This is a genomic window from Microlunatus elymi (assembly GCF_007362775.1).
GTDB lineage: Bacteria > Actinomycetota > Actinomycetes > Propionibacteriales > Propionibacteriaceae > Microlunatus > Microlunatus elymi.
Genome location: NZ_CP041692.1, coordinates 307,495 through 328,979, shown reverse-complemented (window position 1 = coordinate 328,979; position 21,485 = coordinate 307,495). Strand labels below are relative to the sequence as shown.

At 67.5% G+C, this 21,485-nt stretch carries 16 protein-coding genes and 1 pseudogene; 9 read left to right on the top strand and 8 right to left on the bottom strand.

Features of this window, described 5'->3' with window-relative positions; genetic code table 11:
* Nucleotides 1–3,259: 3,259 nt before the first annotated feature.
* Nucleotides 3,260–4,057 (top strand): ParA family protein, encoded by a 798-nt coding sequence (locus FOE78_RS01400; RefSeq protein WP_143988448.1) that lies wholly within the window; start codon nt 3,260–3,262, stop codon nt 4,055–4,057.
* A complete protein-coding gene (locus FOE78_RS01395; RefSeq protein WP_143984738.1) occupies nt 4,057–5,040 on the top strand; it encodes a ParB/RepB/Spo0J family partition protein in 984 nt (327 codons plus the stop codon). The genes FOE78_RS01400 and FOE78_RS01395 overlap by 1 nt, the downstream gene beginning before the upstream one ends.
* Before the next feature lie 423 nt (nt 5,041–5,463).
* On the opposite strand, the pseudogene FOE78_RS01390 reads toward FOE78_RS01395, so the two are convergent.
* Nucleotides 5,464–5,829: pseudogene (locus FOE78_RS01390) on the bottom strand (DUF3817 domain-containing protein); the annotation flags it as partial.
* A gap of 162 nt (nt 5,830–5,991) precedes the next feature.
* Nucleotides 5,992–6,795, bottom strand: coding sequence for an SURF1 family protein (locus FOE78_RS01385; RefSeq protein WP_143984736.1), 804 nt, complete (start codon nt 6,793–6,795; stop codon nt 5,992–5,994).
* 270 nt (nt 6,796–7,065) lie between these two features.
* Between FOE78_RS01385 and FOE78_RS23490 the strand changes: the two genes are divergently transcribed.
* The 6 genes from FOE78_RS23490 (at nt 7,066) to manD (ending at nt 12,468) form a co-directional block, all read left to right on the top strand.
* Entirely contained in the window at nt 7,066–7,224 is a 159-nt protein-coding gene (locus tag FOE78_RS23490; RefSeq protein ID WP_168207315.1) for a hypothetical protein, read from the top strand.
* Nucleotides 7,221–7,928 carry a GNAT family N-acetyltransferase gene (locus FOE78_RS01380; RefSeq protein WP_143984735.1) on the top strand — a complete coding sequence of 236 codons (708 nt, stop codon included), beginning with the start codon at nt 7,221–7,223 and terminating at the stop codon, nt 7,926–7,928. Before FOE78_RS23490 ends, FOE78_RS01380 begins: the two co-directional genes overlap by 4 nt.
* Before the next feature lie 75 nt (nt 7,929–8,003).
* Nucleotides 8,004–8,456 (top strand): OsmC family protein, encoded by a 453-nt coding sequence (locus FOE78_RS01375; RefSeq protein WP_143984734.1) that lies wholly within the window; start codon nt 8,004–8,006, stop codon nt 8,454–8,456.
* 165 nt (nt 8,457–8,621) lie between these two features.
* Nucleotides 8,622–9,902, top strand: coding sequence for a Gfo/Idh/MocA family protein (locus tag FOE78_RS01370; RefSeq protein ID WP_228265995.1), 1,281 nt, complete (start codon nt 8,622–8,624; stop codon nt 9,900–9,902).
* Nucleotides 9,899–11,221 carry a mannitol dehydrogenase family protein gene (locus FOE78_RS01365; protein ID WP_143984733.1) on the top strand — a complete coding sequence of 441 codons (1,323 nt, stop codon included), beginning with the start codon at nt 9,899–9,901 and terminating at the stop codon, nt 11,219–11,221. Before FOE78_RS01370 ends, FOE78_RS01365 begins: the two co-directional genes overlap by 4 nt.
* Before the next feature lie 8 nt (nt 11,222–11,229).
* Entirely contained in the window at nt 11,230–12,468 is a 1,239-nt protein-coding gene (gene manD, locus FOE78_RS01360; protein ID WP_143984732.1) for a D-mannonate dehydratase ManD, read from the top strand.
* On the opposite strand, the gene FOE78_RS01355 is transcribed toward manD, so the two are convergent.
* The 3 genes from FOE78_RS01355 to trxB all read right to left on the bottom strand — a co-directional run bounded on the left by FOE78_RS01355 (nt 12,469) and on the right by trxB (nt 14,396).
* Nucleotides 12,469–12,852 carry a hypothetical protein gene (locus tag FOE78_RS01355; protein ID WP_143984731.1) on the bottom strand — a complete coding sequence of 128 codons (384 nt, stop codon included), beginning with the start codon at nt 12,850–12,852 and terminating at the stop codon, nt 12,469–12,471.
* Nucleotides 12,853–13,017: 165 nt separating this feature from the next.
* Nucleotides 13,018–13,341: a thioredoxin gene (gene trxA / locus FOE78_RS01350; RefSeq protein ID WP_143984730.1), complete on the bottom strand. Its 324-nt coding sequence runs from the start codon at nt 13,339–13,341 to the stop codon at nt 13,018–13,020.
* Nucleotides 13,342–13,403: 62 nt separating this feature from the next.
* Nucleotides 13,404–14,396, bottom strand: a complete 993-nt coding sequence (gene trxB / locus FOE78_RS01345; RefSeq protein WP_143984729.1) for a thioredoxin-disulfide reductase — start codon at nt 14,394–14,396, stop codon at nt 13,404–13,406.
* Nucleotides 14,397–15,262: 866 nt separating this feature from the next.
* On the opposite strand from trxB, the gene FOE78_RS01340 reads away from it, so the two are divergent.
* Nucleotides 15,263–15,670 (top strand): adenylyltransferase/cytidyltransferase family protein, encoded by a 408-nt coding sequence (locus FOE78_RS01340; RefSeq protein WP_228265994.1) that lies wholly within the window; start codon nt 15,263–15,265, stop codon nt 15,668–15,670.
* A gap of 403 nt (nt 15,671–16,073) precedes the next feature.
* Here the strand turns inward: FOE78_RS01340 and FOE78_RS01335 are convergent, their stop codons facing one another.
* The 3 genes from FOE78_RS01335 to murJ are packed head-to-tail and all read right to left on the bottom strand — an operon-like array spanning nt 16,074 to nt 21,482.
* A complete protein-coding gene (locus FOE78_RS01335; protein WP_168207314.1) occupies nt 16,074–16,907 on the bottom strand; it encodes an anti-sigma factor family protein in 834 nt (277 codons plus the stop codon).
* A gap of 25 nt (nt 16,908–16,932) precedes the next feature.
* On the bottom strand, nt 16,933–17,706 hold the full coding sequence (sigM, locus tag FOE78_RS01330) for an RNA polymerase sigma factor SigM (RefSeq protein WP_228265993.1): 774 nt from the start codon (nt 17,704–17,706) through the stop codon (nt 16,933–16,935).
* Entirely contained in the window at nt 17,703–21,482 is a 3,780-nt protein-coding gene (gene murJ / locus FOE78_RS01325; protein WP_143984726.1) for a murein biosynthesis integral membrane protein MurJ, read from the bottom strand. The genes sigM and murJ overlap by 4 nt, the downstream gene beginning before the upstream one ends.
* Nucleotides 21,483–21,485 lie beyond the last annotated feature (3 nt).

The following is a 21,485-nucleotide window of genomic DNA, read 5'->3' as shown; positions in this document are numbered from 1 at the left end:
CTGGGTGAATGGGGCGCCCGTTCATTTGCCGACCGGCGATGCGATGCGGCCGCCCGCTCGCTCGGCGGAGACGAACTGGGATTCCGTGGTTCGTCGCAACAGTAGGCTTTCGCTGCGCAGAACTTCGCGCCCTCCCCCAGCCGATCAGCGTTGGATGCAAGATCAACTTCTCGACGGCGACACTCGCTGATCAAATGACAAATCCCTTGTATGTAAGAGGATTGTCGAAGTTGATCATGACTTGTCCGGACTGAATTCGGGTTGTTGATCATGAACAAATCTGTCCGATCCGACATCTCGCCCTTCGGTTGCTGATCTTGAAACCGTGACGTTCGCAGTTCATGCAGCCCAGACTGCACGTGACCGGAAGTCTGGTCCGGCGCCCCAAGCTCGGCGGCACTAAATCGTTTCAGTAGTGCCGGCAGCCGCATTGTTCGAACCCCACTGACTCGTCCGCGACAATCGATGTCGGGCGGCGACCTCGGCGTCGGATTCCTTGTCGTTCGGAGTGCGGGGCCGGCGAGCATCTGCTGGAGGCTCTCGAGTCGGAACGCCCGTGGCGACCTGGTTCGCCGAGCTCATTCTCGACCGCTGTGTCGTCTTGATTGGAGTTCGTTGGGCCAGTGGGCGGCTTCAAGCGGACTGCAGGCGGCGGCCTGAGCGTGTCCGTCGCGGGCCTCTCGCCTGACCCGGCAGGAATGTCTGTCAAGTCTGGTGGCTCGACGAGCCGCCACCAGCGGGTGGATCCGACAGTGGGATTGCAAGGTTCGCCCGCTGCGCACCGCTCGGTGCATGGCCCGACTGCCATTTCCTACGCTTCGGGGTACGCCCGATAGTGCTCGGCCAATCAGCACCATTGCGCGCGGCGGCCCCTTGCTCACCGCGTGACGGGGCATTGGCACCGAGAGTGATACGCAGGGCGACCACCCGAAGACTGCCCCGCCGAACTTGCCGAGTTCACCCGGTCGCAAGCCGATGTGCGCTGACTCTTGGTCCGTGGTGTCCGACGACAGCCGAAGTCTGGCAGCTGGACGTGATCGATGCGTGCGTGCTCAGCCCATGCCGACGGCTCTGGCAGCAGGTCGGATTGCTCCGGCGTGATGACACCATCGGGCCGACTGCCTGATTCGCAACCGTCGTGTCCGGAGCATCCCTCTGCCGGGACAGCCACACCCCGTACGACCAGTCCGGCATCCGGCGCCCCGACGCCCGGTGTGTCGCTCGGCCTCACGAGGATGCTCGGGACCCGCGTGCCTCAATCGGTGGACCCGTCCGCTCTCGCAAGCAACGCCGGAGTTCGGGGCGGAGACACGGACGAATGGATCCTTTCGCGAGTCCGGCCCCACCCTCACGCTCGGATAGCGATCTACCTATGATTCGGAGCTGCCCGGCTCTCGTGCCATGTCGTCGTCAACGGCTGTGATCGCACAACCCTGTGGTTGACAGCGCATCGACAGCCCGAACTCTTCCGATGTGCGGACCAGGTCGAGGCAATCGCCCACCCGGTCACAGCGTTCCTGTCGATCTCCGTCGACACGGTCCCGATGAACTTGGCGGCATCGGTGGCAGCCGGCGGCCGGGTAGCAGACGTCGCTTGAGCCCAGGAGTGTGACGGCCAGACCCGCGGCTGAGCGCGTTTGGCCTCTCCTTCTGAGGCCTCCCGTCTCACCCGGAATGGTTGTCTCAAGAGCGTGTCAATGGCGGTTGAGTCGCGTAGCCCGGTGCCCGGAACAAGGGTGCTCGGACACGCGGCAGGCGGAGAGGCAAGTGTCGGCTAGGTCTTGTAGCGTTAGCGGGTGCCGCCGGCGGGGCGGTCGATGAGTGAGGACCGATGGCGACGAATTCTTCTGATTCAAGTTCTCCGAAGGGTGGCGGCTTGGGCTGGCCAAAGATGCCGAAGATTGGCCGCCTGCTCGGCTGGCCCTTTGTTTCACGTGAAACGACCACCCCGGATGTTTCACGTGAAACGTCCGAAGGTGTCCATCCGGTCGAGGACGGGACCGGGGCGCAAGTCGATCCCGCGGGCAATGACGGCTTGGATCGATCCCCCGCCACTGGACCGGAGTCTTCCGGGTCAGAGACAGCGGTCGACGTCTCGGTCGACCTTGATGGCAACGACAGCGAGCGGTTGGCAGCTCACGAACGGGCGGAACGTCTGGATGCGCCCGAGGGGGACCGAGAAGCCGACAGTGAGGGCGCATCCGCCGAATCGGCCGAAGCGGAACCATCGGAAGACGCCGACGCGGCGGACGCCGCCGAGCAAGAGAGCGCTGAGATGTCCGTCTTCCCGCCGGGTGAAGCTGGGCAGCGCGACCCTGCCGAGCCGGTGTCGACAGAGGACCGACGAACCGAGACGTCGGCTGACGCACAGCAAAATCCATCGCGGGAAGTCGGTGCGAGCCAGGGCGACTCGGAGGACACTGGTGGACCGCAACCCGTAGAACCAACGGTCGTGCAGGACGCACCAGCGGCAGGGAGTGATGCTCTGTCCGTCGGCGGGCACGACGCCCACGGTGGAGCGACGCATCCGTCGGGTTCTGCGCCGTCGACCGATTCCGGTACGGGTATGGCGGCTCGCGACGCGATGACCGCCAATCCGAATGTCGGGGACGGAACAGACCCGGACAGCAACCCGCGGGGCGAAGCCCGCGCGGCCGGACATCAGTCGACGAGAGTCGAGCCGGTCACAGACCATGTCACCGAGGACCAGGGTGCCGAAGTTCGGGAGACTGAAGCTCAAGAAGCTGAGGACCAGTCGGTCACGGTTCCGGCGGGAAGCGATCGAGGCAACGAAGATCAGGTCGGCGGCGATCAGGCGTCGGTCGGAGGCGGGGCAGCACCGTGGGCGCAGGGGGACCATGATCGGGGGAGCGCCTACGGCGTGAGGACCGGCGAGCAGCCGTCGGTTGAGTTGCGCCCCTCGGTGCCAGCGGATGCGGCGATCGGCAGCACAACGGCTGCCGCAGTTGGAGTCGGGACGACCAATCGGACCGAAAGACACGGATTCGACGCCCCGGAATCCGCTGACGGGGTTGCCGGCGCCGACGCGGTTGAGGAGTCGCAGATCCGACCGCGGCGGGCCATGGTCTCCTTCGTGCCCGACGAATCGCGGGCCGTGGCCGGGGAGCGAGGAGCCGTCGGCGAGGTCGGCCCGGCGGGTGTTGATGGCCCGACGTTGGGTGAAACATCCCCTGGTGAGCCTGTCGACGCACCACCAGACGTTGGCGCTGTTTCACGTGAAACCCCCGAGGTCGATCCGATGCCCGCGCCGCACGCGACCCGGATTGTCGTGGTGGCGAATCAGAAGGGCGGCGTGGGCAAGACGACGACGTCGGTGAACCTTGCTGCCGCGCTCGCGTTGGGCGGTTTGTCGGTGCTTGTTGTCGACCTCGACCCGCAAGGAAACGCGTCGACGGCGCTGGGCGTACAACACGACACCGGTGTGAAGGGCGCCTACGAAGTGCTGATCGATGGGGAGCCGATCGCCGACCATGTCGTGGACTCGCCGGAAGCTCCGAACCTGAAGGTGCTTCCGGCCACGGTCGACCTGGCCGGCGCCGAGATCGAACTGGTCTCCGTGGTTGCGCGCGAGAACCGGCTGAAGCGGGCCCTGACGCGCTACCTCGCCGACAACCCGACGGACTACATCCTGATCGACTGCCCGCCCTCGTTGGGCTTGTTGACCCTCAACGCGCTAGTTGCGGCCGGTGAAGTGCTGATCCCGATCCAATGCGAGTATTACGCCCTGGAGGGCGTCTCTCAGTTGATGAACACGATCGATCTGGTGATGGGCGAGCTGAACGAGGAGTTGCAGCTCAGTACCGTCCTGCTGACCATGTACGACGGCCGGACCCGTCTCGCCGCGCAGGTGGCGGATGAGGTCCGCGCCTACTTTGCCGACCAGACGCTGCCGACCGTGATTCCGCGGTCGGTCCGCATTTCGGAAGCACCGAGCTACGGCCAAACCGTCCTCACCTATCACCCCGAGTCGGCCGGTGCGGTCTCGTACCTGGAAGCCGCGCACGAGATCGCCCGCCGCGGCGCGAAGGAGAACTGATGAGCAACGCAGCACCACGCGGACTGGGACGCGGACTCGGCCAGCTGATCCAACGCTCAGAGCCGCGGCCGCCCACCGCGTCGCACACGCCCTCGACGGAGAAGCCACCGGTCGAAGCCGACGGCGTTTCTCCGGCCGAGACGGCGACGTCCGGCGACCAGCATCCAGTTCCCGAAGGCTCCTACTTTGCCGAGGTGCCGATCGGCAGCATCCGGCCGAATCCGCGGCAGCCTCGAACCGTCTTCGACGAGGACGAACTGAACGAACTGGTCGACTCGATCACCGAGGTCGGCCTGCTGCAGCCGATCGTGGTGCGACCACTGGACGACGCCGATGCGGACGATCCGAGATACGAGCTGGTGATGGGGGAGCGTCGTTGGCGGGCCTCCCAGGCGGCCGAGCTGACCACGATCCCGGCGATCGTCCGTCGTACGGAGGAAGCGGACCTGCTGCGCGACGCTCTGCTGGAGAACCTGCACCGCAGCCAACTGAATCCGCTCGAGGAGGCGGCGGCCTACCAACAGATGCTGGATGACTTCGGTTGTTCGCAGGAGGAGCTGGCGCAGCGGATCAAGCGTTCGCGGCCGCAGATCTCGAACACGATCCGGCTGCTGCGGCTGCCCGGATCGGTGCAGCGTCGGGTCGCGGCAGGCGTGCTCAGCGCCGGCCACGCGAGGGCGTTGCTGATGGTCGAGGACCAGTCGGCGCAGGAACGGATGGCGCAGCGTGTTGTCGCCGAGGGCCTGTCGGTGCGTGCCACCGAGGAGCTCGTGACCCTGGGAGAGGGCACCGAGGAGCCTCGCTCGCGCACCCGCGAGCGTCGCGCCGCGAGCCCGCGCGCGCTGGAGATTGCCGATCGGCTGTCCGATCGGCTGGAGACCCGCGTCCGGGTCGACGTCGGAAAGTCGCGGGGCAAGATCACCATCGACTTCGCCACGGCCGAGGACATGGAGCGCATCGTCGCGTTGATCGACGGACGGTGAGAGCGGGGTCGTCCCGAGCGCCCGCGGTTGCGACCCGGAGCGATCGAGTTCGTGATTCGGATCGGCGGACGCGCCCGGACGGGAGCCCGTCCAGCGGTCTTGACTGACGCACCGGCGCCGTCGGATGAACATCAGCTGCGCTTCGGCCGCATTACCTTCGGGCCACAGCCAGCCGTCTCGTGAATCGTCCGGTCACGAAGACGCTACAGCAATTAGTTAATTAGACGATATGTCGACAAATAGTGACCTGCCGGCCTGCGACCGAAGAAGAGGATGCGATGGCCGGGTGGCCAGGATGACCTCCGGGTGTCGTCGGGCTTTGGGGCAGTTCGTCCGGATGTCGGGACCATCGCCGGCGAGATCGTGCCGGCCGAACCGCCCGGGACGCGGCCTGCTGGGTCAACTGACCCGGCCGTCCTGTGGTCAGTCGGCGGCACCGTCCGCGTATTCGGAGTTGTCGACGTACTCGGCCTCCTCGGCCTCTTCCGCAGCGAGCTTCGCGCGTACGTTCTTGGTCGCCGACCGTTCGGCTACGAACGACAGGAAGGGCACCGTCCCGGCGAGCGCGATCAGGAGCAGGCGCTTCCACGTCCAGTGCGCCCGACGGCCGAGATCGATGGCCGAGATGATCAAGAGCATGTACAACCAGCCGTGCGCGACGCCGGCGACGTTGACCAGCCGATCATCTCCGGCGAAGTACTTCAACGGCACCGCAATGCACATCAGGATGATCAACAGGGTGCCGACGACATAAGCCATCACCCGGTACCGAATCAGGGCGCCACGCATGACGACGACTCTATGTCGTAGATCAATCCAGCGCCGCATCGCCGGGGATCGCCCACGGACCGCCGCTCAGCGGCAACTCATCGGAAGCGTCGCATTCGAACACCCGAAGCTGCGGCCAGACGCAGACGACGAACGCAGGGTGGCCCTGGAGGACAATGCGCACTACGGCGACCGCACGGGGCCGGACACACGATGGTCAGCCGTGTCGGAGGAGTGTTGTTCCGTCTCGGCCGCCGCTGAGGCGCCGCCGGAGTCAGAGTCGGCGTCGGAGTCAAAAGCCTCGACCGAATCGCCGTCTCGGCCGAGATCGCGGGCGATCCGGATCGCCATCACCACGGCGAACCCGGCGAACACCCACCACTGCAGAGCGTAGAACCCGTTGCGGAGTCGCCCGTGCGAGCTCGGCAGCTCGATCGTCGCCGGAGTGAGCGACTGGGCCCGTGCCTCGTCGGCGCCGAGGGTCGCATAGCCGTTCACCAGATCGATCGGCCACGACTGCGTCAGCGACGCCAGCACCACCGAGGTCGGCTCGCTGGAGGGCGCCGCCTGCGCGTCGGCCCCTTCCGACGGCAGCAATACGCCGGTCTGAGTGACCGTCCCCGTGGGCGGCGGCGCAGCGTCCTTGCCGTCGGTGACACCACGAACCACGGCCAAGGCGCCGCCGGAATCCAGCCGAAAGGCGGTCAGCACGCGATAGCGTCCGCGCCGTTCGGGGTCGGCGATGTAGGTCTGCAGCTTCGGGTCGTAATGCCCGGTGAAGCGAACACGACGCCCGTACGCGTCGCCGACGTCCTGTCCCGGCGGCGCGACCGACGCGACGTCGACCGGCGGCGCGGCGGCCCGAGCAACGGCGGCACTGTGGCCCTGTGACTCGTACACGTCGAGCTGCCAGACGCCCAGCCCGACCATGATCGCCGCGATCAGCAACCCGCCCAGAACGACCGCGATCTGCTTGACGACGGTCACCACTCGACGCCACGGTCAAGAGCGCAACCGGCAGCGAGATCGCTCCTGCCGCTCGATGCACGGTCCGGATAAGTATCGAAAATGCTGCGGCGGACCGGCCCAACGACGGCAGCGGCTCGGGGCGGTCGGTCCGGATTCACGCCCCCACGATAATCGGCCGATTCCAGCCGCTCTCGAACACTGCCGGCACCGCCGACGATTCTGAGCGGAGCGACCTCCGGCCGCGTTGGATTCGGACGAGGTTTCGCCGGACGCCCTAGCATGTAGGCCATGAGTCGGAGTGGGGAGCCGAATCCGACCGGGCGACGGGCCCTGCGCTGGGCACTGTGGCTCGTCGGCGGCGCGACGGCCGGGATGCTGGCGGGCTTCGTCGCCGGGCTGTCGCGGCCACGCGAGGATTTCTCGGTCCGGGGGCAACAAGCGTCATGACCACGCCGCGCTACCGGCCGCTGACCGGCCCGATCCTGTCGGGGATCGAGGATCCGTGCGCGCACTGCGGCTACGGCTTCACCGCCCGCACGGTGATCGACGCCTTCGGCCGCAGCGACGATCGGTTGCCGGACTGGATCCAGGAGACCACCGACCTGTGGGGTCTGTGCGGCGTCGTCGCCCAACTGAACGGCGATCAACCCGGCTATCTCACCCTCGCACCGGCCGAGTTGGTCCCTCCGGTCCCGCTCCCCGGACTCGGCGGCAACTCGGCCGACGCGCTCAGTCCGGACGCGGCCGTGCTGACGGCGGTGGCGGTCTGCCGTGACTATCGCGGCCGCGGCTTGGCCCGCAACCTGGTCCGTACCGCCGTCGCCCAACTGGCCAAGCGCCAACTCGGCACTGTCGAGGTGATCGGCACCTTCGGCCCGGCCGCGATCCCGCACGCCGATGGCGACCAGGGGTCAAGAATGGTGCTGTTGCCGGTCAGCTTCTGGCAGGCGATGGGATTCCACATCGTTCGCCGACACCCAATCACGCCGACGCTGCGCCTGGATGCGTCCAGCACCGCTCGCTGGCGACCGGACTTCGCGGCCGCCTGGCAACGGTTCGCCGACCTCGTCTCCCAGCCGGGCCCGGCTCAACCGGCGAGCTTTCAACAGCACCAGGATCTGGTCCGGCAGCACCTCTCGCACTCGTCCTGATCGACGCCGCCGCCCTCCGGCACGGGCCTCGGGCCCGGTTCGGCCGAACCGATCTGGCGTGGCAGGCTCAGGCACATGGCCGAGCAAACCCCCAAGGACACCCTGCGCAGCGTCACCCTGGCACGTACCGCTAAGGGCAGCTACACCGCGACCAACGTGCGCGGAGGCACGATCGACATCGGCAGCGGACAGGGCGACGACTTCACCCCGGTCGAACTGCTGCTGGCTGCGATCGCCGCGTGCAGCGCGATCGACGTCGACCTCATCACCGGCAAACGCTCCGAGCCGGACACCTTCACCGCGACCAGCTCCGGCAACAAGATCGCCGACGAGCACGGCAATCGGCTGATCGATCTGCTGATCGACTTCGACATCAGCTTCCCCGACGACGACGGCGGACGGCAGGCCACCGACGTACTGCGCCGCTCGATCAAGCAGTCCCACGACCGGTTGTGCACTGTCGGCCGAACCGTCGAAACCGGTACGCCGATCACCGCACGTTTGCACGGCGAGACGATCGCCGGCTGAGCACGGCTCAGTTCTCCGCGAGACGCGGATGCCGGCGACCGATGAGCCGACGGCCTCCTTCTGTGACGCCGATCCCGCGGATCGGGCGAATCGGACTGGAAACACTGTGGCAAACGCTTGCCATCGCTTGCGGCGCTCTCTAACGTTCTGCGTTGGAGAACCCCTTTGAGCGAGCTGCTCGGCATGCTCGGGGACAACGGCAACGACGGCTGGAGTGAACCACTCGTGACCACACCCTCATCGACCACCGCAGCAGCCCCGGCGACTTCGGAGCAGTCCGGGCAGACCCGGGCCCTGATCATCGGCTGCGGGATCATCGGCGTCCACCACGCGAACGTGCTCACCAAGCACCCCGACTTCACCGTGACCGCGTTGGTCGACGTCGACCGGTCCGCCGCGGAGAAGACCGCGCAGAAGGTCGTCGAGCTCGGCGCCACCGAGCCGGTCATCTACGACTCGATCGCCGACGCCGTCGCCTCCGGCACCGTCGACCTCGGGGTGGTCTGCACGCCGAGTGGCTATCACATCGACAACGCGCTCGAGGTGATCAACGCCGGCAAGCATGCGGTGATCGAGAAGCCGCTGGACGTGTCGGTGGCCAAGAGCCGGGAGTTCGCCGAGGCGACCGCGAAGGCTGCCGAGAACGGCCAACTGGTGTCGGTGATCAGCCAGCACCGGTTCGATCCGGGCAGCGCGCTGGTGCACCAGGCGATCGAGGAGAACCGGTTCGGCCGGATCACTTCCGCCGTCGCGACCATGTCCTGGTATCGCAGCCAGGAGTACTACGACTCCGGCGACTGGCGCGGGACCTGGGCGCTCGACGGCGGCGGCGCCGTGATGAACCAGGGCGTGCACACCGTCGACCTGCTGCGCTGGTTCTGCGGACGGCCGGTGGAGATCTTCGCCCACACCGCGCAGCTGGCCCACGAGCGGATCGAGATCGAGGACACCGCCACCGCCACGGTCCGGTTCGAGTCCGGAGCCCTGGCCGTCATCCACATGACGACTGCCGCCTACCCGGGGCTGACCGCGCGGGTCCAGGTGCTCGGCTCGCTCGGCTCGGCGATCGTCGACAACGATCAGTTGCGCTACTTCCACGCCGGTGACGGCGAGGTCTCCGACAACCTCCGCGAGGCCAAGACCATCGGCAACCAGGCCGAGGCCGTGCTCGGCAAGGCAGCCGCCGAGCGGGACGAATTCGCCGGCAGCCGGAACGAGCCCGACGGCTTCGTCGCCGGCCATTTCCGTCAGTACGACGACATCGCCCAAGCGCTGCGGGGCGGCACCCAGCCGCTGGTCACCGTCACCGAGGCGATGCTGTCGCTGGCCCTGGTCCGCTCGCTCTACATCTCGGCGACGCTGGGCCAGCCGGTGAACTTCGACGACGTCCTCAACGGGAAGTACGACGACGTGACCGTCACCGTCACCCGGGACGCGACGGCGTGAGCGACCCGCGCACGATCCACCTGGGTCTGGGCGCCTTCTTCCGCGCCCATCAGGCCTACTACACCCACCGTGCCGAGCAGCTCACCGGACAACAAACCGGCATCCACGCCTTCACCGGCCGCAAGCCCGATGCCGCAGAAACCCTTGCTGCACAGGGATTCGGTTACACCTTGATCGAACGCGGCGCCGACGGCGACAAGCTGGAGTTGATCAACAGCATCCGCGCGGCCTCGGCCGGTGCCGACCAGGACGCCTGGCGCGACGCCTGGCTGGTCGACGATCTGCAGCTGGTCACCATGACGATCACTGAGGCCGGTTATCGGGTCACGCCGGACGATCTGCCCGCGTTGCAGGCGGGTCGTCCGGGTTCGGCGATGTCGCGATTGCTGTACGGACTGCAGACCCGGCGGCAGGCCGGGCTCGGGCCGGTGGCGGTGATCAGCTGCGACAACCTGGCCAGCAACGGCGAGGTGCTGGGCCGGACCGTACGCGAGCTGGCCGGGCAGTGGGACGACGACCTGGCGGCCTGGATCGAAACGTCGGCGAGCTTTCCGAGCACCATGGTGGATCGGATCACACCGGCCACCACCGATGCCGATCGGGAGCTGGCCACCGCCTGGCTGCGCGAGCAGGGCGCCGAGCAGGCGATCGACAACATGCCGGTCGTCTGCGAGCCGTTCACCGAATGGGTGATCGCCGGTGACTTCCCGGCAGGACGTCCCGCCTGGGATCAGGTCGGTGTGACCGTCGTCGACGACGTGGCCCCGTACGAGCAGCGCAAGCTGTGGCTGCTGAACGCGGGCCACTCGATGCTGGCCTACTACGGTCTGGCGCTCGGCCACGCGACCATCGACCAGACCATGGCCGACCCGCGCTGCACCGAGTTGCTGGAGGCGCTGTGGTCTGCAGCGGCCGAGGTGCTGCCGTTCGACGCGGCGGAGATCGAGCGTGCGTGCGAGGCGCTGCGGGTCCGCTTCCGCAATCCGCGGATCCGGCACAACCTGATCCAGATCGCCGGCGACGGTTCGCAGAAGCTGCCGAACCGGACACTGGGCATCTACCGGGCCCGGCGGGCCGCGCGGCTGCCGCTGGATCCGGGCACGCCGGCCACGCTGGCCGGCTGGCTGATCCACCTGGGCACCGATCGGGTCAATGATCAAGGTGTGGCGGAGCTGTACTCGCGCTTCGCGTCGGCCGAAACCGCGACGCCGTCGGCGCGAATCCCTGTCATGCTTGAATTCTTCGGCGCTGACCTGGCCGATGATCACGAGTTGGCAGCGGCGATCGGTGATCAACTCAAGCAGCTGGACGTCAAGTAGGAGCATCGATGTTGATCAAGTCGGCCGAGGTGATCATCACCAGCCCGGATCGCAACTTCGTCACGTTGAAGATCACCACGGACGACGGGATCACCGGTCTCGGTGACGCGACCCTGAACGGCCGCGAGCTGTCCGTCGCCTCGTACCTGAAGGATCATGTCGTCCCGCTGTTGATCGAACGGGATCCGCAGAACATCGAGGACACCTGGCAGTTCCTCTATCGCAGCGCCTACTGGCGGCGTGGTCCGGTGACCATGGCCGCCATCGCCGCAGTCGACGTGGCGCTGTGGGACATCAAGGCCAAGCAGGCCGGGTTGCCGCTCTATCAGTTGCTCGGCGGAGCCAGCCGGAACGGGATCCTGGCCTACGGCCACGCCAGCGGCAGCGAGCTGCCGGAGCTCTTCGACAGCATCAGAACGCATCAGGAGCAGGGTTTCCGGGCGATCCGGGTGCAGTCCGGCGTGCCCGGTCTGCGGGCGATCTACGGTGTCCACGCGAAGGTCGAACCGGTGCCCGGCGATGATCGTGATGATCATTACGAGCCGGCCCAGCGGGCGTTGCGGCCGCCGGAGGAGGACTGGGACACCCGCGCCTACTTGCGGCATCTGCCGACGGTGTTCGAGGCTGTTCGCAACGAGTTCGGGCCCCAGCTGCCGCTGCTGCATGACGGGCATCACCGGATGACGCCGATCCAGGCGGCCAAGCTCGGCAAGGCGTTGGAGCCGTACGATCTTTTCTGGTTGGAGGATTGCACTCCGGCCGAGAATCAGGAGGCGCTGCGGCTGGTCCGCCAGCACACCACCACTCCGCTGGCGATCGGCGAGATCTTCAACACTGTTTGGGATTACCAGCTGTTGATCAAGGAACAGTTGATCGACTACGTACGCAGTGCGATCACCCACACCGGTGGCATCACCCAGCTGAAGAAGATCTTGGAGTACGCCGGGCAGTATCAGATCAAGTCCGGTATCCACGGACCGACCGACATCTCGCCGGTCGGCTTCGCGGCCGGGCTGCATCTTGATCTTGCCATCCACAACTTCGGCATCCAGGAGTACATGCCGCACGGCGCCAAGACCAACGCGGTCTTCGAACAGTCGATGACCTTCACCGACGGCTATCTGCATCCGGGTGACAAGCCGGGCTTGGGGGTCGAGTTGAACGTGGACGAGGCGGGGAAGTACCCCTACCAGACGGCCTATCTGCCGTTCAACCGCTTGGCCGACGGCACCGTGCACGATTGGTGATCAGCTACCGGCGGTCGGCGCCCACACGATCTGCGGTGCCGCCGACGTCAGCCGGACGGTGCCGAAGTCTCCGGTCAGGGTGAAGTTGCCCTCCTCCACCTCGAACTCGTCGATCGAGCCGTAGTCATGATCACCCGAGGCGTCGGTGGCCGGCGGCGCCCCCTGGTCCTGCCAGCTCAGTGAACGGACCTGCGCGAAGATCAGCCGACCCCGCCGATAGCAGTACTGCTCACCCGGCGCCGGGGGCCGATAGTCGGGATGCGACTCGCGCAGCACGATGTCCATGTCCAGCCCGACCCGCCCCGGCTGGGCGATCACGTCGAGCACCCAGCTGTCCTCGAAATACACCTCTGCCAATCCCGGCAGATCCCAGTAGTCAGCCATTGGTTCACCAGTCCCAAATGATCGATGTGTGATTGCCCGGGCTCTTCCGGGTCACCGTGTTGCCGCTCGGGTCGATGCGATCACCGTGCGGCTTGATCAAGGTCCTCAAACCTGAAACGACGAAGTCCCCGGGCATCGGGCCCGGGGACTACGAGAAGTCAGTGCTCAGAGGTATTCCTCGATGGCGCCCTTGAGCACCGACTTGGACTTGGCACCCTTGAACGCCTTCACCAACTCGCCGCCCACGTACACCTGGATGGTTGGCAGCCCGAGGACGTGATTGTTGGCCGGCGTCACCGGATTGGTGTTGGTGTCCATCTTGACGAACGTGATCTTGTCGCCGTGCGCCTCGGCCAACTCCTCGATGATCGGGCTGACCTGCTTGCACGGCCCGCACCAGTCGGCCCAGTAGTCGACCATCACGGGCTTGTCGGACTTGAGCACCCGCTCCTCGAAATCGGCGTCGGTGACGTCACTGACTGCACCCATTGCTGCTCCTAGCTGTTGGTTGTTCGCGTACGTGATTGTGTCGCCGGGCTCCGACACTCGGCTCAACCGACGACGGCCGGCTCGGCCAGCGCTGCTGCGTCGGCCAGGTCGGCCACGTGACGTTCGGCGTCCAGCGCGGCCGAACATCCCGAACCCGCAGCCGTGATGGCTTGCCGGTAGGTGTGGTCGACCAGGTCGCCACAGGCGAAGACGCCGGTCAGATTCGTCCGAGTGCTGCGCCCCTCGGTGAGGACGTAACCCTCGTCGTCGAGGTCCACCTGACCCTTCACCAGTTCGGATCGGGGATCGTGACCGACCGCGATGAACAGGCCGGAGATCTCCAGGTCACGTGTCTCGCCGGTCCGGGTGTCGCGCAGCGTGATCGAACGAACCGAGTTGTCGCCGTTGATGTCGGCGACCTCAGAATCCCAGGCGAAGTTGATCTTGGGATCGGCCTGGGCGCGGTCGGCCATGATCTTGCTCGCGCGCAGCTCGTCGCGGCGATGCACGATGGTCACCGACTTGCCGAAGCGGCTCAGGAAGGTGGCTTCCTCCATGGCCGAGTCGCCACCGCCGACCACCGCGATGTCCTTGTCCTTGAAGAAGAATCCGTCACAGGTCGCGCACCAGGAAACGCCGTGTCCGCTGAGTCGATCCTCGTCCGGCAGTCCGAGTTTGCGGTACGCCGACCCCATCGCCAAGATCACCGTCTTGGCCCGATGTTCGGTGCCCTCGGTGTCGGTCACGGTCTTGATGTCGCCGGTCAGCTCCATCGAGACGATGTCGTCGGGGATCAACTCGGCGCCGAAGCGCTCGGCCTGGTCGCGCATCCGACTCATCAGCTGCGGGCCCATCACGCCCTCGGGGAAGCCGGGGAAGTTCTCCACCTCGGTGGTGTTGATCAGCGCGCCGCCGGCGGTGATCGAGCCCTCGAACACCAGTGGCTTCAACTCCGCGCGGGCGGCGTAAATGGCGGCCGTGTAGCCCGCCGGCCCGCTGCCGACAATGATCACATCGCGAATGTTGTCGTTTGGTTCGCGAAGGTTGTTGCTCATCGAACTCCTTGTCCCGCCAGCTGTTCGCGCTCACCCTACCTGGGCAGGATCCGCCCGGCACGACCTGCAACCGGGCATGGACCGCCCTTATTCCAGTGCGTTCCAGCCGTATTCCAGTGCGTTCCAGCCGTATTCCAGTGCGTTCCAGCCGTATTCCAGTGCGTTCCAGCGTGGACGGTCGCTCCCTCCGCCCGTCCTACGTCGGTTCCCGTTGTGGTGGGAAACGTACGGGCGTGCCGCGGGCGGCGGGTTGGTTTCCCGCTGTGGTGGGAAACGAACGCGGTGGCTGGGTCTGCATCAAGCTCGGGTGGGGGCGTGATGCCGCAGCGGCCGACCCGGACCAACCCAGCTTTCTCCAGGTTGCAGGAGGCTGCGCACCCATACTCGTCCCGGAGCGGCCAGAACCTCCTGAAGTCCGATCCGTCTCGTGCCTGAGGCCGGGATCAACCCGTCCTGTGCAGAATTGCAGGAGGGTACGCACCCATACGGGCCCGGAGGCGACCGGAGCCTCCTGAAATCTGCGCAGGGAGGGGTCCCGGGAAGGACGGGGTGCCGGGCCCGATCCAGTCAGCCCAGCTTTGTGCGGGGTCGCAGCAAGGTACGCGCCCGTACTCGTCCTGGGAACGATGGGGTGCCGCGGGGCTGCGGCGTCGGTTTCCTGCTCTGGTGGGGAAAGGTACGGCGGGGTCGGTTCGAGCTCCGCAGACCGACGGAGACCGAGTTGGCGCCCGTGAGCATGGCGACATTGCCGGTGGCGGACGAAATGGCGACGAATTCACGTCCATCGGGTGACAATGCGTAGGGTTGGGCGGAATCGTCACCCGCCGAGCCTGAAGAATTCGGCGCAACCCGTGGGAGAAGTAGTCGTGTCCAACACCACTGTGATCACGTTCGGGACCTTCGATGTGCTGCATGTCGGACACGTCAGGGTGCTGAACCGAGCCGCCGAGCTCGGCGATCGGCTGATCGTGGGTGTGTCCTCCGACGCACTGAACTTCTCCAAAAAGGGCCGCAACCCCGTCTTCAGCCAGGACGAACGTCTGGAGCTGGTCGGCAACCTCAAGTCCGTGGATCAGGTCTTCGTGGAGGAGAGCCTGGACCTCAAGCGGGACTACATCACCGAACACGCGGCTGACGTGCTGGTGATGGGTGACGACTGGGCCGGAAAATTCGACTTCTGCTCCGACCTCTGCAAGGTCGTCTACCTGCCGCGTACGCCGTCGATCTCCACCACCGCGCTGATCGAGCACATCGCCACCACCCGCGGCGCCTGAGCCGCCCGGAATCCGCGACGGTCGCGCGGATTCGGCAGATCCGGTCGGGACACCTTGGGGCCCTGCGCCCGGAAGCTCGCGAATAAAATCACCCGCCCATTGAGCTGAATCGGCCGGTCTCGTGCGATTCGAGTCAATCAGCGGGTGATTGTGTTCGCGGCCGGACCCGGCCTCCGCCATCCGCGACCCGCAGAACCCATCGCACCCGTGCCCCGGGTGCTCGTGGCATCCTCGATCCCCCGCGTCCGGTGACACGCACCGAACTTGCGGGACGAAGGAGCACGGACTCATCGCCGAAATCTGCACCTTCGGCACGCAACTTCGGTGAGGTGGGTGAGCCCGGGGCCCTTCGACGGGCGCAGGGCCCTCCGACGGGCTCGGGTCCTTCGACGGGCTCAGGCGCCTACTTGCCGGGGAGGGTGACGGTGGGGCCGGCCTTGGGGGTGTCGGTGTCACAGCCGGTGACGAAGACGGCGCGGACGCCGTTGCCGCGGTCGAGGAAGACCAGGTAGCCGGTGTCCCCGTTCAGCACGGTGGAGCGGATGCCGGTGATCCTGCCGTCGGTGACCTTGCGGACGCAGAACCAGGCCTGGGTGAAACGGTAGGAGGACAGGTCGCCCTCGGCGACCTCGGCGGCGGCGCTGGCGTGCAACGCTCCGGGGCTGACCACCATCGGCTGATCCTGCGACGGCTCGGCAGCGCCGGCCGAGGCGCTGGCCACGTACCCGCCGAAACCGACGGCGGCGGCCAGTGCGGTCGCCGCCAACGCGCCGCCGGCGAACCGGGCCCGCATCCCGCGGCGGGTGCCGAGCGTGTCGGCGAAGTGCTCAGCCAGTCGTGGCTTCTCGACCCGACCTCCGCCATGAACCCGCGGGCTCGGCTTGTCGGCGTACGGGGCTCCGGAGGAAGCACCCGGGGCACTGGACTGCCCGGGGTGACCGGCCGGCCGGGATTCGGCGGCCGGCTGCCGCAACGCGTGCTCGTGCGCCAGCGTCTGCTGCAACCGGGCGAAGACCGCATCGGGCATCGACGGAGCCGGCGCGGTGGCCAGCTGGTCGGTGACGCCGGCGAGCTCGCCGGCCAGGGATCGACAATCGGCGCAGCCGCGCAGATGGGCATCGACCTGCCGCATCCGTTCGGGTGCGAGCAAACCTTCGGCCGCGTCGGCCAGCTCATCCAGTTCGAGGTGGTCGGCGCGGTCGAGGTGACCGTCGGTCAGCTGCGGTGGGTTCACCATGCTGGGGCCCGTACGGGACGGTTCATCAACCCGTCCTTCCTCGATCGGCGGCCGCTGCGGTCGCGGGTGGTTCGGTGGATCTGGTGCGGGCACCGTCCGACCGACGTTCCGGCTCGTCATCCGGTTCCCGCAAATGTCTGAGTAATGGCACCAGTTTTGCTCGGCCGCGAGCACAGCGGCTCTTGATGGTGCCGGTGGCGCAGCCGAGCATTGCCGCCGCGTCCTCGACCGAGTAGCCCTCCATGTCCACCAGTACCAGGGCGGCGCGCTGGTCCGGGTTCAGCCGGGCCAGCGCGGAGTTGATGTCGGCTCGTTCCTCCCGCTGCAGCACCGGATCCTCGGTGTCGCCGGTTGCCGCCAGCTCTCCGGCCCGATCGGGATCCTCCGGCAGCGGATCGGCGGCCCGTACCTTGTTACGGCGGATCCGGTCCAGGCAGGCGTTGACCACCACCCGGTGCAGCCAGGTCGTCACCTGCGCCTCGCCACGGAAGCTGGCCGCCCGCCGGAACGCGGAGATGTACGCGTCCTGCAGTGCGTCCGCGGCGTCCTCGGGGTTACGCATGGTACGCAGTGCGACCGCCCACATCCGGTCCTTGTGCCGGGCCACCAGCACCGAGAACGCGTACGGATTGCCGGCGACGTGCGAGGCCATCAGTTCGCTGTCGGACAACTCGGACAGCGGCCCGGCAGCCCGATCCAACTCCGCCGGCGTGGTCGGCACCCGCTGCCGATCCGCCGGAGCCGACACCGCAGCCCGGGTCGGCTCGGCCGGTGCGGCCGCCGGCGGGGTAGGCGTCACGACAGAACCTCGGCCTCGTAGATGCCGCCGCGGTAGTTGCCCCCCTCCCTCGGCAGGGAGGTGAGGAATACCAACACGTAGCGGGTGTCGACCTGCTGCTTCAGGGTCAGCGTTGCGGAACCGCCGGCCCCCTTCTGCTCGGCCACCGTACGCCAGCTCTTCAGATGGTCCAGGTCCGGAGCGTCACCGTCCGACTTCGGCACCCGGATCTGCAGGTTCGTGCCGTCGCCGGACAGCAGCAGCTTCACCTCGCCGACCGTCTTGGCCGCGCCGAGGTCGAAGACGATGCCGACGCCCGGCTTGAGGTTGCCCAGTTTCGGGCTGCCGATGTAGGACAGCGTCCGCCAGCGCGTCTTCGGGTCCCCGTCGTAGGCGTACTTCACCTCGTCCGGGTTCTCCTCGCCGTTGCCCGGCGGCGGGTCGAAGTCGTGACCGTCGACGATCTTGAGCTGCTGCGGCGGGGCCGGCGCGGTCGCCGACGCCTTGGCCTTCGGAGACTGTTCGGCGTTGCGGGCCGGACCCAGACCGCGGGAGGTGACGATGGTGACGACCACGGCGGCGATCAGCAGCGCGATCACCACCAGCCAGATCCAGCGGCGTGGGCCGGTGCGGCGCCGTTCCGGTTCGGGTGTCGGTGGCGTCGGGGGCAGTGTCGGCGCGGCCGGGCGGCTCGGGCTGGAGGTGTTGGTGCCGGCGGCGATGCTGCTGGTCCGCTCCACCACGGCGTACGGGGTGGCGGCGACGGTGTCGAAGGACGGGTCCTCGGCCTCGGTGTCCTCGCTCAGGAAGAGCGGATGCGGATGGCGGAGCCGTCGCTCCAGGTCGCTGGAGGCATCTGCCGAACCGAGCACCCGATCGAGTTCGCCGACCAACTCGGCGGCGGTGACGATCCGCGGCGCGTGCTGTCGCGGGACCGCGCTGAGCAACTGATCACAGACCCGGTCCAGGGTCGGCGAGACGCCGTGCCGGACCTGCCGCGGGGTCAGCCACGGGTGGCCGCTCTCCTGGGCGGCGCCGGTGGCCGGCGGTGCCGGCGGCAGGCCGAACTCGCCGCCGCCGGGCCAACGGGCGACCAGGCAGGCGTACAGCAACCGGCCGAGGTCATGAATGTCGGCGGCTTCCAGGTCGTGCGCGCCGGACGGTGCGGACGCGTACTCCTGCGGACGCAACGCGGCCTCGATCAGCAGTCCGACGATCTTGATGTTGCCGCTGGGGGTGATGATCACGGTGTCCGGATTGAGCCGGCAATGCTGCAGGCCGCGCGCGTGCGCGCCGGACAACGCGTCGGCCACCTCGCGGATCAGCCAGGCCGACTCCAGCCCGGTCAGCGGGGCGGCGGTCAGCAACGACTGCAGCGACTGGCCCTTGGCGTACTCGCTGACGATGTAGCTGCCGACCAGCTCGCCGTCGGGGGTCCGGCCGCCTTCACCGACGGCGTCCAGCACCCGCAGGAAGCGGGAATCGGTGGCCGCGGCCGCACGGCGACCCGCCGCCAGCAGATCGGCGCTGCGTTCGTCGCCCACCGGCAGCAGATGGATCACCACCGACCGGCTGAGCACCAGGTCGAAGGCACGCCAGGTGCGGGCGGTGTTGCCGGTGGAGGCGAGCAACTCCTCCAGCCGATACCGGCTGGCCAGTACGGCCCCGGCCGGCAGATGGTCGACCGGCAGGGGGGAGTGGCTGCCCCCCGGGTTGGTGTCGTCGGCGGAGGCTGGTTCGTCGGCGGCGGCCTCGAGCTCGGCCAGCGAGAACTCGGCCGTCTGATCGGGGTCCGTCGAGTTGGGAGGTTGCCGAAGATCTTCGTCGGCCATGGCCTCGGCCGACTGCTCCGACTTTCCACCTGTCATCGCTTGTTGCCCCGCTGGGAGATTGATCGCTTGACGAATCCGGGTGACGGTCAACGCCTCAGTCGCCGCGTCGACCGCCGGCCAGCTGCCGGCTGCAGCCGCATCCGCCATCCCGGCTCCGATCGTGCCAGACTCCGGCGCTGCTGGCACCACTGAACCGCCGACCGAACCGGAATCGTCCGCGGCCCGGTTCAGACCCGCCGGCTCCTCCTCGTCGGCCGGTGACTCGGGATCGGATCCGTCGGTGCCGGTGGTCCCGCCCGTGCCGCGACGCAGCACGGTGCTGATGATCTGATTCACCTCTGAGATCCGCAGAACCCGTGCCATCGCGAGATAGACACCGACGGCCACCACCCCGGCCACCGCCAGCGCCAGCACCCGGGCGAAGAACGAGTCCGACCAGTGTCCGAATCCCCAGGTGATCAGCAGCGCGATGCCGGCGGCCGGCAGCGCGGCCAGGAAAACCCGTACGCAGTGCCCGATGATCTCGCGGCCCCGCAGCCCGGGCAGTTTCTTGCCGAGCTGATGGAAGGAGACGCCCAGACCGATCAGATAGGCACTCGCATACGCCAGGGCCAGCCCGGGCGCGACCCAGTTCGGCTTGCCGATCGGCAGCACCAGCAGCAGCGCTACCAGCACGTTCACCGAGGCGATCAGGATCTGCAGGAAGAACGTGGTGCGGGTGTCCTCCAACGCGTAGAACGCGCGCAGACACACGTACTGCAAGGTGAAGGGGACCAGCCCGATGGCGAACGCGATCAGCGTCCAGCCGATCAGCCCCGACTGCTCGGAGCCGTTGCCGTGTGCGAACAGCACCGCGGTGATCGGGAAGGCGAGCGCCAGGAAGGCCAGCGAGGCCGGCAGTAGCGCGGCGACCGTCAGCCGCATCGTCCGGGTGACCTCGTCCCGGGCGCCGGCCAGATCACCGGAGATCACCAGCCGCGAGGTCGACGGCAGCATCGCGGTGACCAGCGAGACCGTGATCAGTGAATGCGGCAGCATGAAGATCAGGTTGGCGTTCTGATAGACCGTCCAGCCGGCACCGTGTCCGCTCGGCACCGCACTGCTGGCCAGCCGACTGACCACCACCAGGGCCAGCTGGGTGACGATCATGTAGCCGACCGTCCACTTCGCCACGTGTCCGGCCCGCCCCAGGCCGGTGTGCCGGAAGTCGAACCGCGGCCGGAAGCGGAAGCCGATGGCCCGGACGAACGGGATCAGCACCAGCGACTGGGCGACGATGCCGAGCGTCGCACCCAGCCCGAGGACCAGTTCCTGCTGCAGGGTGAACGGGGCGCCGAGGTCCCGGCTGCCCGGCCACAGCAACAGAAACAGGCCGATCGAGGCGATGCCGACCACGTTGTTCAGCACCGGTGCCCACATCATCGGCCCGAACCGGCCGCGGGCGTTCAGCACCTGGCCGAGCATCACGGTGATGCCGTAGAAGAAGATCTGCGGCAGGCAGAAGTAGGCCAGCATCACCACGGAGTCGAACTGGGCGGCCAGATCCGGGTGTCGCCACTGGCCGTCCAGGTAGACCGACATGATCAGCGGGGCGGCCACCGTCGCGATCACCGCGATGCCGGCGATGGCGGTCATGCCGAGGGTGATCAACCGGTTGGTGAAGGCCTCGCCGCCGTCGTCGTCCTCGTGCATGGCCCGGACGATCTGCGGTACGAAGACCGTGTTCAGTACGCCGCCCGCCAGCAGCAGGTAGATCGCCTGCGGCACCACGTTGGCGAAGCTGAACATGTCCGCCTGCCGGGTGCCGTAGCCGAGCGCGACACCGAGCAGTACGGCCTTGAGGAAGCCGAGCACCCGCGACATCCCGGTGCCGGCGGCCATCACCGCCGTCGCCGAGATCAGCCGCGAGGCGCCCGCACTCGCTGCCGTGGACTTGCCGTCGGCGTCGGTCTCGGATCCGGTCATTGG

What these genes read in the sequence shown, in the direction of transcription:
- murJ (WP_143984726.1), bottom strand. Translation starts at nt 21,482, where the DNA reads ATGACCGGATCCGAGACCGACGCCGACGGCAAGTCCACGGCAGCGAGT.
- FOE78_RS01395 (WP_143984738.1), top strand. Translation starts at nt 4,057, where the DNA reads ATGAGCAACGCAGCACCACGCGGACTGGGACGCGGACTCGGCCAGCTG.
- FOE78_RS23490 (WP_168207315.1), top strand. Translation starts at nt 7,066, where the DNA reads ATGAGTCGGAGTGGGGAGCCGAATCCGACCGGGCGACGGGCCCTGCGC.
- manD (WP_143984732.1), top strand. Translation starts at nt 11,230, where the DNA reads ATGTTGATCAAGTCGGCCGAGGTGATCATCACCAGCCCGGATCGCAAC.
- trxA (WP_143984730.1), bottom strand. Translation starts at nt 13,341, where the DNA reads ATGGGTGCAGTCAGTGACGTCACCGACGCCGATTTCGAGGAGCGGGTG.
- FOE78_RS01375 (WP_143984734.1), top strand. Translation starts at nt 8,004, where the DNA reads ATGGCCGAGCAAACCCCCAAGGACACCCTGCGCAGCGTCACCCTGGCA.
- FOE78_RS01355 (WP_143984731.1), bottom strand. Translation starts at nt 12,852, where the DNA reads ATGGCTGACTACTGGGATCTGCCGGGATTGGCAGAGGTGTATTTCGAG.
- trxB (WP_143984729.1), bottom strand. Translation starts at nt 14,396, where the DNA reads ATGAGCAACAACCTTCGCGAACCAAACGACAACATTCGCGATGTGATC.
- FOE78_RS01335 (WP_168207314.1), bottom strand. Translation starts at nt 16,907, where the DNA reads ATGGTGAACCCACCGCAGCTGACCGACGGTCACCTCGACCGCGCCGAC.
- FOE78_RS01400 (WP_143988448.1), top strand. Translation starts at nt 3,260, where the DNA reads ATGCCCGCGCCGCACGCGACCCGGATTGTCGTGGTGGCGAATCAGAAG.
- FOE78_RS01380 (WP_143984735.1), top strand. Translation starts at nt 7,221, where the DNA reads ATGACCACGCCGCGCTACCGGCCGCTGACCGGCCCGATCCTGTCGGGG.